The sequence below is a fragment of the Pseudomonas mendocina genome (genome assembly GCF_003008615.1).
In the GTDB taxonomy this organism is placed as follows: Bacteria; Pseudomonadota; Gammaproteobacteria; order Pseudomonadales; family Pseudomonadaceae; genus Aquipseudomonas; species Aquipseudomonas mendocina_C.
Window position 1 is genome coordinate 4273838 of record NZ_CP027657.1, and the last position, 16479, is coordinate 4290316.

General features: G+C 63.0%; 14 protein-coding genes. All 14 read left to right on the top strand.

Annotation, left to right across the window (positions count from 1 at the left end):
- Positions 1–45 precede the first annotated feature (45 nt).
- Positions 46–819: an ABC transporter substrate-binding protein gene (locus tag C7A17_RS19890; protein ID WP_106739648.1), complete on the top strand. Its 774-nt coding sequence runs from the start codon at positions 46–48 to the stop codon at positions 817–819.
- Positions 820–1005: 186 nt separating this feature from the next.
- Positions 1006–1695, top strand: coding sequence for an ABC transporter permease (locus C7A17_RS19895; protein ID WP_106739649.1), 690 nt, complete (start codon positions 1006–1008; stop codon positions 1693–1695).
- A 10-nt stretch (positions 1696–1705) separates the two neighbouring features.
- Complete coding sequence (locus C7A17_RS19900; protein WP_106739650.1) at positions 1706–2404, top strand: ABC transporter permease; 699 nt, start codon at positions 1706–1708, stop codon at positions 2402–2404.
- 28 nt (positions 2405–2432) lie between these two features.
- The gene (locus C7A17_RS19905; protein ID WP_017677551.1) at positions 2433–3197 is read left to right on the top strand and encodes an ABC transporter ATP-binding protein; all 765 of its coding nucleotides are present in this window, start codon (positions 2433–2435) and stop codon (positions 3195–3197) included.
- Positions 3198–3252: 55 nt separating this feature from the next.
- Positions 3253–4233 (top strand): transcriptional regulator ArgR, encoded by a 981-nt coding sequence (argR, locus tag C7A17_RS19910; protein ID WP_106739651.1) that lies wholly within the window; start codon positions 3253–3255, stop codon positions 4231–4233.
- 556 nt (positions 4234–4789) lie between these two features.
- Complete coding sequence (locus tag C7A17_RS19915) at positions 4790–6010, top strand: aspartate aminotransferase family protein (protein ID WP_106739652.1); 1221 nt, start codon at positions 4790–4792, stop codon at positions 6008–6010.
- A 124-nt stretch (positions 6011–6134) separates the two neighbouring features.
- A complete protein-coding gene (gene aruF, locus C7A17_RS19920; protein ID WP_106739653.1) occupies positions 6135–7160 on the top strand; it encodes an arginine/ornithine succinyltransferase subunit alpha in 1026 nt (341 codons plus the stop codon).
- An 88-nt stretch (positions 7161–7248) separates the two neighbouring features.
- A complete protein-coding gene (gene astA / locus C7A17_RS19925; protein WP_106739654.1) occupies positions 7249–8265 on the top strand; it encodes an arginine N-succinyltransferase in 1017 nt (338 codons plus the stop codon).
- A gap of 58 nt (positions 8266–8323) precedes the next feature.
- Positions 8324–9787, top strand: a complete 1464-nt coding sequence (gene astD / locus C7A17_RS19930) for a succinylglutamate-semialdehyde dehydrogenase (RefSeq protein ID WP_106739655.1) — start codon at positions 8324–8326, stop codon at positions 9785–9787.
- Entirely contained in the window at positions 9787–11133 is a 1347-nt protein-coding gene (gene astB / locus C7A17_RS19935) for an N-succinylarginine dihydrolase (protein WP_106739656.1), read from the top strand. The genes astD and astB overlap by 1 nt, the downstream gene beginning before the upstream one ends.
- 19 nt (positions 11134–11152) lie before the next feature.
- The gene (locus C7A17_RS19940; protein ID WP_106739657.1) at positions 11153–11437 is read left to right on the top strand and encodes a topoisomerase II; all 285 of its coding nucleotides are present in this window, start codon (positions 11153–11155) and stop codon (positions 11435–11437) included.
- A gap of 65 nt (positions 11438–11502) precedes the next feature.
- Positions 11503–12516: a succinylglutamate desuccinylase gene (astE, locus tag C7A17_RS19945; protein ID WP_106739658.1), complete on the top strand. Its 1014-nt coding sequence runs from the start codon at positions 11503–11505 to the stop codon at positions 12514–12516.
- Positions 12517–12712: 196 nt separating this feature from the next.
- Positions 12713–13717 (top strand): low-specificity L-threonine aldolase, encoded by a 1005-nt coding sequence (gene ltaE, locus C7A17_RS19950; protein WP_106739659.1) that lies wholly within the window; start codon positions 12713–12715, stop codon positions 13715–13717.
- 124 nt (positions 13718–13841) lie between these two features.
- A complete protein-coding gene (gene alaS / locus C7A17_RS19955) occupies positions 13842–16466 on the top strand; it encodes an alanine--tRNA ligase (RefSeq protein ID WP_106739660.1) in 2625 nt (874 codons plus the stop codon).
- Positions 16467–16479 lie beyond the last annotated feature (13 nt).

Sequence of the window (16479 nt, forward strand, 5' to 3'; positions counted from 1 at the left end):
CCCCTCCCTGCCATCGATGCCATACCCAATTCGAAGGAGCAAAGAATGAAGAAGATCGCACTGCTCGGCGCCCTGGCGCTGTCCCTGATGTCGCCCCTGGCGCTGGCCGAGAAGCCGCTGCGCATTGGCATCGAGGCGGCTTACCCGCCCTTCGCATTCAAGACTCCCGATGGCCAGATCGCCGGCTTCGACTACGACATCGGCAACGCCCTGTGCGAAGAGATGAAGGTCGAGTGCAAGTGGATCGAGCAGGAGTTCGACGGCCTGATCCCGGCGCTGAAAGTGCGCAAGTTCGACGCCGTGCTGTCGTCGATGTCGATCACCGAAGATCGCAAGAAGTCCGTGGACTTCACCGGCAAGTACTACGCCACCCCGGCCAAGCTGGCGATGAAAGCCGGCACCGAGCTGAAAGATCCGCTGGTCGACCTCAAAGGCAAGAAGGTTGGCGTGCAGCGCTCGTCCGTCTATGACCGTTACGCCACCGACATCTTCGCCCCGGCTGGCGCTGAAATCGTGCGTTACAGCTCGCAGAACGAAATCTTCCTCGACATGCAGTCCGGCCGCCTGGACGCCACCCTGGCCGACTCGGTGAACATCGATGACGGTTTCCTCAAAACCGACGGCGGCAAGGGTTTCGCCTTCGTAGGCCCGGATTTCACCGACGTGAAGTACTTCGGCGAAGGCCAGGGCATCGCCGTGCGCAAGGGCGACAAGGCGCTGGCTGACAAGATCAGTGCTGCCATCCTGGCCATCCGCGCCAACGGCAAGTACAAGGAAGTACAGGACAAGTACTTCGACTTCGACGTTTACGGCGAGTAAGCGCTCCGAGGCAGATGAAGTGGCACTAACCTTTACCGAGGTTGTGCCACTTTTTTCTTGGCTAATCCTGTAGAAATCGGCTGCCCGTTCGCCTGTGCTGGCGTTCAGGCGTTGTGCGTCGCTCGGGCGACATCAATTTCCTTTGTGCTATACGGCGCCGTCGTGGTGCCTGAGAGGTATTGGCGCATGCTTCAAGGCTACGGCTCGACCATTCTCGACGGTGTCTGGCTCACCGTGCAGTTGGCGCTGCTGTCGATGGCGGTTGCTGTCGCACTTGGCCTGCTCGGCGCAGCGTTTCGTCTGTCGCCGGTGAAATGGCTGGCCCTGATGGGCGAGACCTACGCCACGGTGATTCGCGGTATTCCCGAACTGGTGCTGATTCTGCTGATTTTCTTTGGCGGCCAGGATCTGGTGAACCGCATCGCTCCGCTGCTGGGCTATGAGGATTACATCGACATCAATCCATTCGTGGCCGGTGTCGGTACGCTGGGCTTCATTTACGGTGCCTATCTGTCGGAGACCTTCCGCGGCGCCTTCATGGCCATCCCCAAGGGGCAGGGCGAGGCCGGCATGGCCTATGGCATGAGCCCGCTGCGGGTGTTCTTTCGCATCCTCGTGCCGCAGATGATCCGTCTGGCGATTCCCGGCCTCACCAACAACTGGCTGGTGCTGGTCAAGGCCACTGCGCTGATCTCCCTGGTCGGCCTGCAGGATATGATGGCCCGTGCCAAGAGTGCCGGTGATGCGACGCGCGAGCCGTTCACCTACATCCTCCTGGCGGCGGCCGTGTACCTGGCGATCACCAGCGTTTCGCTGCTGGTGTTGCGCTATCTCGAGCGCCGCTATTCGGTCGGCGTGAAAGCCGCCGAGCTCTGAGGGAGTCACCATGCTTTTCGATTACAACGTGGTACTCGACAGCCTGCCGCTGTACTTCGGTGGTGTGCTGGTGACCCTCAAGCTGTTGCTCGTCGCCCTGGCCGTGGGCCTGCTGCTGGCGGTGCCGCTGGCGATCATGCGGGTATCCAGGCAAGCGTTGATCAATTTCCCCGCCTGGCTCTACACCTATGTGATCCGCGGCACGCCGATGCTGGTGCAGTTGTACCTGCTGTACTACGGCCTGGCTCAGTTCGAGGCCGTGCGCGAGAGTTTCATGTGGCCTTACCTGTCCAGTGCCACCTTCTGCGCCTGCCTGGCCTTCGCCATCAATACCAGTGCCTACACCGCTGAAATCCTGGCGGGCAGCCTCAAGGCCACGCCGCCGGGCGAGATCGAGGCGGCCAAGGCCATGGGCATGTCGCGTGGCAAGCTGTATCGGCGCATCCTGTTGCCTTCGGCGTTGCGCCGCGCGCTGCCGCAGTACAGCAATGAGGTGATCATGATGCTGCACACGACGAGCCTGGCTTCGGTAGTGACCCTTATCGACATCACTGGCGCGGCCAAGACCGTCAGCTCGCAGTATTACCTGCCGTTCGAAGCCTACGTCACCGCCGGTCTGTTCTATCTGGCGCTGACGTTCATCCTGGTGCGCCTGTTCAAGCTGGCCGAGCGCCGCTGGCTGGCCTATCTGGCACCGCGCAAGGCCTGATGCCATGACGATTCAAGAGAAGCCGAACATGTACAAACTCGAAGTTCAGGATCTGCACAAACGTTACGGCAGCCATGAGGTGATCAAGGGCGTGTCGATGGCGGCCAAGGCTGGCGACGTGATCAGCATCATCGGCTCCAGCGGCTCGGGCAAGAGCACCTTCCTGCGCTGTCTGAACCTGCTGGAGCAGCCGCATGCCGGCAAGATCCTGCTCAACAACGAAGAGCTGAAGCTGGTGCCGGCCAAGGACGGTTCGCTGCGTGCCGCCGATGCCAAGCAGCTGCAGCGCATGCGCTCGCGTCTGGCGATGGTGTTCCAGCACTTCAATCTGTGGTCGCACATGAGCGCCCTGGAAAACGTCATGGAAGCGCCGGTACACGTGCTCGGCATGAGCAAGGCCGAGGCTCGTGACAAGGCCGAGCATTACCTGGCCAAGGTCGGTGTGGCACATCGCAAGGACGCCTACCCGGCGCACATGTCCGGTGGCGAGCAGCAGCGCGTTGCCATCGCGCGCGCCCTGGCGATGGAGCCGGAGGTGATGCTGTTCGACGAGCCGACCTCGGCGCTTGACCCGGAGCTGGTCGGCGAAGTGCTCAAGGTCATGCAGGATCTGGCCACCGAAGGCCGCACCATGGTGGTGGTGACCCACGAGATGGGGTTCGCCCGCGAGGTGTCGAACCAGTTGGTATTCCTGCACAAGGGGCTGGTGGAAGAGCGCGGTTGTCCCAAAGAAGTGTTGGCCAATCCGCAATCCGAGCGACTGCAGCAGTTCCTTTCCGGCAGTCTCAAATAATAAGAAGCTAGACTTCGCACTGAACTGGTGCGCAGCGGACGTTTGACAGGCACTCATGACCCCCCATCGAATCGGCTTTCTCTACTGGCCCGGCACCAAGCCTCTGACCTTGTCCCTGGCTGAGGAAGCGTTGCGTGTTGCCCAGCGCGTGCATCCGGAAGTGCTGTACGAACTGGTCTTCCTTCAGGCCGAGCCGCTGGCCGCCGGTGATTGGCGCCTGCCGGGCGAGCCCTGGGCAGGGCACATGGATGGGCTGGACAAGCTGTTTCTGCTTGCCGATGCACCGCCAGCGCAGGTTTCCGCCGGCCTGGCCGCTGCGCTCAAGCAGCAGGTGCGCAGCGGTTGCGTGATTGGCGGCCTGTCTGCCGGGGTTTATCCGCTGGCTCAGCTCGGTTTGCTCGATGGTTATCGCGCAGCGGTGCACTGGCGCTGGCAGGACGATTTTTCCGAACGCTTCCCCAAGGTCATCGCCACCAGTCATCTGTTCGACTGGGATCGTGATCGACTGACCGCTTGTGGCGGCCTGGCAGTGCTCGACCTGTTGCTGGCGGTGCTGGCACGCGACCACGGCGCCGAGCTGGCCGGTGCGGTGAGCGAAGAGCTGGTGGTCGAGCGCATTCGTGAGGGCGGGGAGCGTCAGCGCATTCCGTTGCAGAACCGCCTCGGTTCCAGCCATCCGAAGCTGACCCAGGCGGTGCTGCTGATGGAGGCCAATATCGAGGAGCCGCTGACCACCGACGAGATCGCTCAGCACGTGTGCGTGTCGCGTCGCCAGTTGGAGCGCATCTTCAAGCAGTACCTCAATCGCGTGCCCAGCCAGTACTACCTGGAACTGCGCCTGAACAAGGCGCGCCAGTTGTTGATGCAGACCAGCAAGTCGATCATCCAGATCGGTCTGTCCTGCGGTTTCTCCTCGGGGCCGCACTTCTCCAGTGCCTACCGCAATTTCTTCGGCGCCACGCCGCGTGATGACCGCAACCAGCGGCGCAGCAATAGCCCCTTCGAGCTGACCTCCACGCCGATTGAGCGCGGCTGAGACGGTTTTCGTTGTGCATCGTGGGTGCACAATCTGCTCCCTCTCCCATTAATGGGAGAGGGCTGGGGAGAGAGTGGTGCAGTCGACTCGGCGGTATTGATAGGCCCTCTCCCCGGCCCCCGCACCGCGCCCCAGCCCTTCGCAGAGCTCAGGGCGCTCCAGCGGGCGAAGCAGTGCTTCGCTTTTTCCGCTTCCGCCCCGCAAGCGGGAGAGGGGAGAAAAGCTAGTCGTAGCCCGGATGAAATCCGGGGAAATTGGTGCCAGCCCCGGATTTCATCCGGGCTACGCGAGCAGGACTTTCGATACTGTACGGTCAGCCTGCGGAGATTTTTTCCTGCGGCGTGCTCCGAGCCGTGATCTGCGATTAAACTGCGCCTTTCCGACGCTTTCTGTCGCTTGGACGAAAACCCGCGGAAAACCTGGGGTGGCGCTGTAAGAAGTTGTCGCATGGCGACAATGCCGGCCCTGATTCAGTCCCTACAATCCTTGCATTCCCTGTCGTTTCGGGCGCTTTGTCGCCTGTCCGCGGCTGGTATTTCTCATCAGGAGAGCTTTGATGTCCGTTCAGCACGATGCGGTGCAACGCGCCGATTTCGACCAGTTCATGGTTCCCAACTACGCCCCTGCTGCCTTCGTCCCCGTGCGCGGTCTGGGTTCGCGAGTCTGGGATCAGAGCGGTCGAGAGCTGATCGACTTCGCCGGCGGCATCGCCGTCAACGTGCTCGGCCACTGCCATCCGGCGTTGGTCGCGGCGCTGACCGAGCAGGCCAATACCCTGTGGCACATCTCCAACGTCTTCACCAACGAGCCGACCCTGCGTTTGGGCAAGAAGCTGGTCGAGGCGACCTTCGCCGAGCGCGTGTTCTTCTGCAACTCCGGCGCCGAGGCCAACGAGGCCGCGTTCAAGCTGGCCCGTCGCGTCGCCCATGACCGTTTCGGCCCGGAAAAGCACGAGATCATCGCCGCGACCAACAGCTTCCACGGCCGTACCCTGTTCACCGTCAGCGTGGGCGGCCAGCCGAAATACTCCGACGGCTTCGGGCCGAAGATCCAGGGCATCACCCATGTGCCGTACAACGATCTGGACGCGCTGAAAGCTGCGATTTCCGACAAGACCTGTGCCGTGGTGCTGGAGCCGATCCAGGGCGAGGGCGGCGTGCTGCCGGCCGATCAGGCTTATCTGCAAGGCGCTCGCGAGTTGTGCAATGCGCACAACGCGCTGCTGGTATTCGATGAAGTGCAAAGTGGCATGGGCCGTACCGGTGAACTGTTCGCCTACATGAACTACGGCGTGGTGCCGGACATTCTCTCCAGCGCCAAGAGCCTGGGCGGTGGTTTCCCCATCGCCGCGATGCTAACCACCACTGACCTGGCCAAGCACTTCTCGCCGGGTACCCACGGCACCACTTACGGCGGCAACCCGCTGGCCTGCGCAGTTGGCGAGGCGGTGCTGGATATCGTCAACACCAGTCAGACCCTGGAGGGTGTGAAGGCCAAGAGCGAGCAGTTCAAGGCTCGTCTGGAAGCACTCGGCAAGCAGTACGGCCTGTTCGAGCAGGTGCGCGGTATGGGCCTGCTGCTCGGTTGCGTGCTCAATGACGCCTGGAAGGGCAAGGCCAAGCAGGTGCTCGACGCCGCTACGGCTGAAGGCCTGATGATTCTGCAGGCTGGCCCGGACGTGGTGCGTTTCGCCCCGAGCCTGGTGGTCGAAGAGTCCGATATCGATGAAGGCCTGGCTCGTTTCGAGCGCGCGCTGAGCAAGCTGACGGCGGCCTGAGTCCTTGCTGACTTACTGTGGGAGGGGCTTTAGCCGCGACAATCGCCGCTAAAGCGCCTCCCACGGTTGTCCGCCCGACCCTGGCTGCGAGTCCTACAGATTCCGTGTTTAGAGGAGTGACCCCATGCTGGTGATGCGCCCCGCGCAAATGGCAGACCTGGCCGACGTGCAGCGCCTGGCCGCGGACAGCCCGGTGGGTGTCACGTCGTTGCCGGACGATGCTGGCCGGTTGGGCGACAAGATCGCCGCGTCGGAAGCGTCTTTCTCTGCCGAGGTCAGCTTCAATGGCGAGGAGAGTTACTTCTTCGTCCTTGAAGACACCGCCAGCGGCCGCCTGGTCGGTTGCTCCGGTATCGTCGCTTCGGCCGGTTATTCCGAGCCGTTCTACAGTTTTCGCAATGAAACCTTCGTGCACAACTCGCGCGAGCTGAAGATCCACAACAAGATTCACGTGTTGTCGCTGTGTCACGACCTGACCGGCAACAGCCTGCTCACCAGCTTTTACGTCGAGCGTCCGCTGGTTGGCAGTGCCTTCGCCGAGCTCAATTCGCGCGGGCGTCTGCTGTTCATGGCCGGGCACCCGGAGCGCTTCGCCGACGCGGTAGTGGTGGAGATAGTCGGCCATAGCGACGAGAACGGCGACTCGCCGTTCTGGGACGCCGTGGGGCGCAACTTCTTCGACATGACCTACGCCGAGGCCGAGCGTCTGTGCGGGCTGAAGAGCCGTACCTTCCTCGCCGAGCTGATGCCGCATTACCCGATCTACGTACCGCTGCTTTCGGATGAAGCGCAGGAGGCCATGGGCCAGGTGCATCCGCGCGCGCAGATCACCTTCGACATCCTCATGCGTGAAGGCTTCGAGACCGACCACTACATCGACATCTTCGATGGTGGCCCGACCCTGCATGCGCGTACGTCGGGCATTCGCAGCATCGCGCAGAGCCGCCTGGTACCGGTGCGTATCGCCGCCAGCGGTGAGGCCGAGACAGGCGGACGTCAGTATCTGGTGAGTAACGGTCAGTTGCAGGATTTTCGCGCCATCGTCGCCGACCTTGACTGGGTGCCCGGCAAACCCGTGATCCTCAGCCAGGAAGCTGCCGAGGCATTGGGCGTGGGTGAGGGTGCCAGCGTCAGGCTGGTCGCGATTTGAATCGAAGCAGCAAGCCAGAGCGGCAGGCCGGCTTGTCTTTTAACCTTTAGCTTGCCGCTTGAAGCCAATAGCTGATCCGGAGGATCCAATGATCGTTCGTCCCGTGCGCAGTGCCGACTTGCCGGCCCTGATCGACCTGGCTCGCAGCACCGGCGCTGGCCTGACCACGCTGCCAGCCAATGAGGAGCGACTGGCGCACCGGGTCGGTTGGGCGGAGAAGACTTTCCGTGGCGAGGCCGAGCGCGCCGATGCCGATTACCTGTTCGTGCTCGAGGACGATGCCGGCAAGGTCGTCGGTATTTCCGCCGTGGCCGGTGCTGTCGGCCTGCGTGAGCCCTGGTACAACTACCGGGTCGGCCTGACCGTCAGCGCCTCGCAGGAGCTGAACATCCACCGCCAGGTGCCGACGCTGTTCATGGCCAATGACCTGACCGGCAATTCCGAGCTGTGCTCGCTGTTCCTGCATGCCGATCACCGCACCGGCCTCAATGGCCGCCTGCTGTCGAAGGCGCGCTTTCTGTTCATCGCCGAGTTCCGCGATCTGTTTGGCGACAAGGTAATCGCCGAGATGCGCGGCATGTCCGACGAGCGCGGGCGTTCACCATTTTGGGAAAGCCTCGGCCGGCACTTCTTCAAGATGGAGTTCTCCCAGGCGGACTACCTGACCGGTGTGGGCAACAAGGCCTTCATCGCCGAACTGATGCCCAAGTTTCCGCTCTACACCTGCTTCCTCTCCGAAGATGCGCGAGCGGTGATCGGTCGCGTGCACCCGGACACCGAGCCGGCGTTGGCGATGCTCAAGGCCGAGGGTTTCAGCTACCAGGGGTATGTCGACATCTTCGATGCGGGCCCGGCCATCGAGGCACAAACCGCGAAGATCCGCGCCGTGCAACACAGCCAAAACCTGGTGTTGGCCATCGGTACCCCAGGCGACGATGCCGAGCCTTTCCTGGTGCACAACCGCAAGCGCCAGGATTGCCGCATCACCGCCGCGCCGGCGCGACTGGCAGCCGGCACGCTGGTGGTCGACCCGATGACGGCCAAGCGCCTGCGCCTGTCAGCGGGTGATCAGGTGCGCGCGGTGGCGCTGTCGGCGAAATCCTGAAGTCTTCTGTAGCGAGCCGGTTGCCTGCCGGCTGTGAATGCGTGGAGTGAAAAATACAATGAGCACTCATTACATTGCGGGCCACTGGCTGGCCGGCCAGGGCGAGCCCCTGGAGTCTCTCGATCCGGTTACTCAGGCGGTGGTGTGGCATGGCCGTGGCGCCAATGCCGTGCAGGTCGATGCTGCCGTGGCCGCAGCGCGTACTGCGTTCGCCACCTGGGCCGCGCAGTCGCTGGACAGCCGTATCGCGGTGCTCGAACGTTTTGCCGTGCGCCTCAAGGATCAGGCTGAAACCATCGCCCGTGCCATTGGTGAGGAGACCGGCAAGCCGCTGTGGGAAGCCGCCACGGAAGTGAACAGCATGGTTGGCAAGGTGGCGATTTCCATCCAGAGCTACCGTGAACGCACCGGCGAGAAGAGCGGCCCGCTGGCCGACGCCACCGCTGTGCTGCGGCACAAGCCGCATGGCGTGGTCGCGGTGTTCGGCCCTTACAACTTTCCCGGTCATCTGCCCAACGGGCATATCGTGCCAGCGCTCCTGGCGGGTAATGCTGTGGTCTTCAAGCCCAGCGAGCTGACGCCCAAGGTGGCCGAGCTGGCCGTGCAGTGCTGGATCGATGCCGGCCTGCCAGCTGGTGTGCTCAATCTGCTGCAGGGCGGTCGCGAGACGGGTGTTGCGCTGGCCGGGCATCCTGGCATCGACGGGTTGTTCTTCACCGGTTCTAGCCGCACCGGCAACCTGCTGCATGCGCAGTTCGCCGGTCGCCCGGAGAAGATCCTGGCGCTGGAGATGGGCGGCAATAATCCGTTGATCGTCGACCAGGTGGCCGATGTCGATGCCGCCGTCTATACGATCGTGCAATCCGCCTTCATCAGTGCCGGTCAGCGTTGCACCTGTGCGCGCCGCCTGCTGGTGCCGCAAGGGGAGTGGGGGGATGCGCTGCTGGCGCGCCTGGTGCAGGTCGCCGGGCAGATCAAGGTCGGTCGTTTCGACGAGCAGCCCGCACCATTCATGGGCTCGGTGATTTCCCTGCAAGCCGCCGCGCAGTTGCTGCAGGCACAGCAGGATCTGCTGGCCAAGGGCGCGACGGCGCTGCTGGCGATGGCCCAGCCGCAGGCGAACGCCGCCCTGCTGACGCCGGGCATCCTCGATGTCACGGCGGTTGCCGAGCGTGTTGACGAAGAGTTCTTCGGGCCGCTGCTGCAGGTGATTCGCTACACCAGCTTCGAGGCCGCCATCGATGAGGCCAATGCCACGGTCTATGGCCTGGCGGCCGGGCTGTTGTCCGACTCGCGGGCGCGTTACGAGCAGTTTTGGCTGCACAGCCGCGCCGGCATCGTCAACTGGAACAAGCAGCTTACCGGCGCCGCCAGCAGTGCGCCGTTCGGTGGTATCGGCGCTTCTGGCAACCACCGCGCCAGTGCCTATTACGCTGCTGATTATTGCGCCTACCCGGTCGCCTCGCTGGAGAGCGAGAGCCTGACCTTGCCCGCGACCCTGACCCCGGGAGTGACCCTGTGATGGCCGCCTATGAGATGAACTTCGATGGCCTGGTCGGGCCGACTCATAACTACGGTGGGCTGTCCTACGGCAACGTGGCGTCGCAGAGCAACAGCCAGGCGGCCTCCAATCCCAAGGAGGCCGCCAAGCAAGGCCTGGCGAAGATGAAGGCGCTGATTTCCATGGGCTTCAAGCAGGGCGTACTGGCCCCGCAGGAGCGTCCGGATGTCGCCGCACTGCGTCGCCTGGGGTTTACTGGCAACGATGCCGAAGTGATCGAGCGTGCCGCGCGCGAGGCCATGCCGCTGCTGGTGGCGAGTTGCTCGGCATCGAGCATGTGGACGGCCAATGCCTGCACCGTCAGCCCCAGTGCCGATACGGCCGATGGTCGTGTGCACTTCACTGCGGCCAACCTCAACTGCAAGTTCCATCGCAGCATCGAGCACCCGACCACCAGTCGCGTGCTGCAGGCCATGTTCGCCGACCACAGGCACTTCGCCCATCATCCGGCACTACCGGCCGTGGCGCAGTTCGGTGATGAGGGCGCGGCCAACCACACGCGTTTTTGCAAGGGCTATGGCGACGCGGGAGTGGAATTCTTCGTTTACGGCCGCAGTGCCTTCGACACCCGTTACCCAGCCCCAGCGCGCTATCCGGCGCGGCAGACTCTAGAGGCGAGCCAGGCGGTTGCACGTCTGCATGGCCTGAGCGAGGCGGGCGTGGTCTACGCCCAGCAGAATCCGGCGGTGATCGATCAGGGCGTGTTCCATAACGACGTGATCGCCGTGGGCAATGGCGAGGTGCTGTTCTATCACCAGGACGCGTTCCTCGAGACCGACAAGGTGTTGGCCGAACTGGGCGACAAGCTGGCCCGTCGCGGTGGTAATTTCCAGGCTGTCTGCGTGCCGGGTTCTGCCGTGAGCGTGCAGGACGCGGTGCGCTCCTACCTGTTCAACAGTCAACTGCTGACCCGCGACGATGGCAGCATGCTGCTGGTGGTGCCGGAAGAGTGCCGGAACAACCCGAGCGTCTGGCGCTACCTTGAGCAACTGACCAGCAGTGCTGGGCCGATCCGCGAAGTGCACGTCTTCGACCTCAAGCAGAGCATGCAGAATGGCGGTGGCCCTGCCTGCCTGCGTTTGCGCGTCGCGCTCAATGAATATGAGCTGGCGGCGGTCAATCCGGGCGTGGTGATGAGTGACGCGCTACACGACACGCTGGTGGCCTGGGTCGACAAACATTACCGCGACCGCCTCAGCGAAGCCGATCTGGCTGACCCGCACTTGCTGACCGAATGCCGTACGGCATTGGATGAACTGACGCAGATCCTTAAACTGGGCTCGGTCTATCCTTTCCAACTGACCTAATCCACATTCCGGAGATTTTATGAGCGACGCTCTGCAACTGATTCTCGAAGATAACGACGGCACCCAACTGGAAACGTCCTGCAGCCGTTTTGCCGTGGTTTGGCAGGGCAAGGAACTGTGGGTACAGGCCGTTGGCGATCAGTTGCTGATCGGCGTCGACGTGGAAGAGGGCGATACCGAGTACGCCAACCTGCTGCTGCGCCCGCAGGCCACCAACCTGGTCAGCCTGCAGCTGGAGATGGAGCCGGTGGAGCAGGATGAAGATGAGGACGATCACGTGCATGGCCCAGGCTGCAATCACTGATTGAACCTTGTAGGGTGGGCCGGGCGGCGCTCCCTACGAAAGTGCTGCGAACCAAGGAGTATTCGATGCTTGCCCTCGGCAAACTGCTTGAACTGACCCTGGCCGGCCATGAGCCGTCGGCGAAGATTCAACTGACGCCCGATGGCACGCGTCTGCGCTGGCTCGACGAAGGCGCGCTGGAGGTGACTCCGCCGGCAGCGCGTGACAACGGTCTCGACCTGCTGCTGTCGGCCGGTATCCACGGTAACGAAACTGCGCCGATCGAACTGCTCGACCGCCTGCTGCGTGGCATTGCACGCAACGAGCTGCATCCGGCGGCGCGCATGCTCTTTCTGTTCGGCAACCCCGAGGCGATGCGTCGCGGTGAGCGTTATATCGAGCAGGATCTCAATCGCCTGTTCAGTGGTCGGCATGAGCAAACCAGTGGTTTCGAGGCCATTCGCGCCTGCGATCTGGAGCATCTGACCGCCACCTTCTTTGGCAAGGAGACAGGCCGCACCCGCCTGCATTACGACCTGCACACTGCCATTCGTGGTTCGAAGATCGAGCAGTTTGCCCTCTATCCCTGGCAGGAGGGGCGTGCTCATTCCCGCCGCGAGCTGGAGCGTTTGCGCGCCGCCGGTATCGAGGCTGTGTTGTTGCAGAGCAAGTCCTCGATCACCTTCAGCGCCTACACCTATGCGCAGCTCGGTGCCGAGGCCTTCACCCTGGAACTGGGCAAGGCGCGCGCCTTCGGGCAGAACGAACTGGTCAATCTCGATCTGCTGGAAAACGCGTTGCATGCCTTGATCGAGGGGCGCGAGGTGATCGCTGGCGAGCCGACTCTGGATGGTTTGCAACTGTTCGCGGTCTCGCGGGAGATCATCAAGCACAGCGACAGCTTCCAGTTGCACCTGCCTGCGGATATCGAGAACTTCACCGAGCTGGCGCCCGGTTACCTACTCGCCGAAGACATCGCCGACACCCGTTGGGTGGTGGAAGAGCAGGGCGCGCGCATCATCTTCCCCAACCCCAAGGTCAGGAACGGTCTGCGTGCCGGCATCTTGATCGTCCCGGACGATGGCTCCGGACTGGCGTAGCCTGCGTGTAATTCGGGAAATGATCTGCTTGGGTTATTCCCCGGATTTCATCCGGGCTACGCCGTTGACATGGCGTTTCTAGGTGCGGCGTAGGAGCGGCTGGGCGTTCCGCTCTATTTTGCCCCAACTGTATCTTGTGAGCCCCCGAGCGACCTCTTTAGCATGGGCTTTTCGCCAATAACCGGGAAAGCCTGCCATGCCCCTGATCGACCTGCGTAGCGACACCGTCACCCAACCCACCGCTGCCATGCGCGAGGCCATGATGGCAGCCGAGCTGGGCGACGATGTCTACGGCGAAGACCCCACCGTCAATCGCTTGGAAACCTGGCTGGCCAAGGAGCTGGGGTTCGAGGCAGCCTTGTTCGTCCCTACTGGCACCATGAGCAACCTGCTGGGGCTGATGGCGCACTGCGAGCGGGGTGACGAGTACATCGTCGGCCAGCAGGCGCATACCTATAAGTACGAGGGCGGCGGTGCGGCTGTGCTCGGTTCCATCCAGCCGCAGCCGATTGACGGTGAGGTTGACGGCTCGCTCGATCTGACCAAGGTCGAGGCGGCGATCAAGCAGGACGACTTCCACTTCGCTCGTACCCGCCTGCTGGCCCTGGAAAACACCATGCAGGGCAAGGTGTTGCCGCTCGAGTATCTGGCTGCTGCTCGCGAACTCACTCTTCGCCGTGGCCTGAGCTTGCACCTGGATGGCGCTCGCCTGTACAACGCGGCGGTCAAGCTTGGTGTGAGGGCGCGCGAGATCACCCAGCACTTCGATTCGGTATCGGTGTGCCTGTCCAAAGGCCTCGGTGCACCGGTCGGCTCGGTGCTCTGCGGCAGCGCTGCGCTGATCGGCAAGGCGCGCCGCCAGCGCAAGATGGTCGGCGGTGGCATGCGCCAGGCTGGTGTGCTGGCGGCGGCAGGGCTGTATGCCCTGCAGCATCAGGTTCAGCGCCTGGCCGAGGATCATGCCAATGCTGCACGCCTAGGCGCAGCTCTGAGCGAGCTGGGCTACAGCGTCGAGCCGGTGCAGACCAATATGGTCTATGTGCAACTCGGCGAGCGTGCCGGGCAAATCAAGGCCTTCATGGCCGAACACGGCATCGCCGTCAGTGCCGCGCCACGCTTGCGTCTAGTCACTCATCTGGATGTCAGCGCCGAGCAAATCGAGCGGGTGATCGAGGCCTTTGCCGTTTTTCGCCCGCTCTGAGTCGTAACCGCAGCACCCGATAGGCGCTTGCTATCAACAAGGCACTAGCCGCGCGCGGTGGGCCCGATATAATGCGGCCCTTTGCCGGCTTTTGCCGTGGCCGCCTGATTCCGTGGATATCCCTATGAAAAGCGCAGAAATCCGTGAAGCCTTCCTGAGCTTCTTCGAAGAAAAAGGGCACACCCGTGTCGCTTCCAGCTCGCTGATTCCGGCGAACGACCCAACCCTGCTGTTCACCAACGCAGGCATGAACCAGTTCAAGGACTGCTTCCTGGGCCTGGAAAAGCGCGCCTATACCCGCGCCACCACCAGCCAGAAGTGCGTACGTGCCGGCGGCAAGCACAATGACCTGGAAAACGTCGGTTACACCGCGCGTCACCACACCTTCTTCGAAATGCTGGGCAACTTCAGCTTCGGCGACTATTTCAAGCGTGATGCCATCCATTACGCCTGGGAATTTTTGACCTCCGACAAGTGGCTGAACCTGCCCAAGGAAAAACTCTGGGTCACCGTCTACGCCACCGATGACGAGGCCTACGACATCTGGACGAAGGAAGTCGGCATCCCCACCGAGCGCATGATCCGCATCGGCGACAACAAGGGCGCGCCATACGCGTCGGACAACTTCTGGGCGATGGGCGATACCGGTCCGTGCGGCCCATGCACCGAGATCTTCTTCGACCATGGCGAGCACATCTGGGGCGGCCCACCCGGCAGCCCTGAAGAGGATGGCGACCGCTACATCGAGATCTGGAACAACGTGTTCATGCAGTTCAACCGCACTGCGGACGGCGTGCTGCACCCGCTGCCGGCACCGAGCGTGGACACCGGCATGGGCCTGGAGCGCATCAGCGCCGTTCTGCAGCACGTCAACTCGAACTACGAGATCGATCTGTTCCAGAACCTGCTGGCCGCTTCCGCCAAGGCCATCGGCTGCGCCAACGCTGGCGAAGCCTCGCTGAAAGTGGTGGCTGACCACATCCGTTCTTGCAGCTTCCTGATTGCCGATGGCGTCACCCCGTCCAACGAAGGCCGTGGCTATGTGCTGCGCCGCATCATTCGTCGTGCCTGCCGTCACGGCAACAAGCTGGGCGCCAAGGGTAGCTTCTTCTACCAGATCGTCGCCGCCCTGGTGGCCGAGATGGGCGAAGCCTTCCCTGAGCTCAAGCAGCAGCAAGCGCACATCGAGCGCGTGCTGAAGACCGAGGAAGAGCAGTTCGCCAAGACCCTGGAGCAGGGCCTGAAGATTCTCGAGCAGGATCTGCTGGGGCTCAAAGGCGATGTCATTCCTGGCGATGTCGTGTTCAAGCTGTATGACACCTATGGTTTCCCGGTCGATCTGACCGCTGACATCGCCCGTGAGCGCGAGCTGTCGGTGGACGAGGCCGGCTTCGAGCGTGAAATGGAAGCGCAGCGTGAACGCGCCCGTTCCGCCAGCGCCTTCGGCATGGATTACAACGCCCTGGTCAAGGTCGACAGCGATACCCGCTTCCTCGGCTACCAAGGCACCAGTGGCGAAGGCAAGGTGATTGCCCTGTTCAAGGCTGGCAGCGCCGTCGACAGCCTCGCCGAAGGCGAGGAGGGCGTGGTGGTGCTGGATCAGACCCCGTTCTACGCCGAGTCTGGTGGCCAGATCGGCGACTGCGGCTATCTGGAAGCGGCCGGCGTGCGCTTCGATGTGCGCGACACCACCAAGGCTGGCGGCGCCTTCCTGCACCATGGCGTCGTCGCCAAGGGCGGCCTGAACGTCGGTGCCAGCGTCAAGGCCGAGGCTGATGCCAGCGTGCGTCAGGCCACTGCCCTGAACCACTCTGCGACCCACCTGCTGCATGCCGCGCTGCGCCAGGTGCTGGGCGATCACGTGCAGCAGAAGGGCTCGTTGGTCGACAGTCAGCGCCTGCGCTTCGACTTCAGCCACTTCGAGGCGATCAAGCCCGAGCAACTGAAGCAGCTGGAAGACATCGTCAACGCCGAGATTCGCAAGAACTCCGAGGTCGAGACCGAGGAAACCGACATCGAAACCGCCAAGGCCAAGGGTGCCATGGCGCTGTTCGGTGAGAAGTACGGCGATCATGTGCGTGTGCTGAGCATGGGCGGTGACTTTTCCGTCGAGCTGTGCGGCGGTACCCACGTATCGCGTACCGGCGACATCGGCCTGTTCAAGATCACCAGCGAGGGCGGCGTTGCCGCTGGCGTGCGTCGTATCGAAGCGGTCACCGGCGCCGCTGCGTTGGCCTGGCTCAACGGTGCCGAGGAGCAGCTCAAGGAAGCCGCTTCGCTGGTCAAGGGCAGCCGCGACAACGTGCTGGACAAGCTTTCGGCACTGATCGAGCGTAACCGCCAGCTGGAAAAAGAGCTGGAGCAGCTCAAGGCCAAGGCCGCCAGCGCTGCAGGCAACGATCTGGCTGGCTCCGCAATCGATGTTAAGGGCACCAAGGTGCTGGCCACGCGTCTCGATGGTCTGGACGGCAAGGCGCTGTTGGCGCTGGTCGACCAACTGAAGAACAAGCTGGGCAGCGCCGTGATCCTGCTTGGCGGCGTGTTCGACGAGAAGGTGGTGCTGGTCGCCGGGGTCACCCAGGATCTGACCGCCAAGGTCAAGGCCGGTGACCTGATGCGTCAGGCCGCGGCAGCCGTGGGTGGCAAGGGCGGTGGTCGCCCGGACATGGCCCAGGGTGGCGGTGTCGACGCGAGCAAACTGGATGAAGCGCTGGCGCTGGCCGCAACCCTGGTCGAGCAGGCTTCGTAACGAGCGAGAAAGC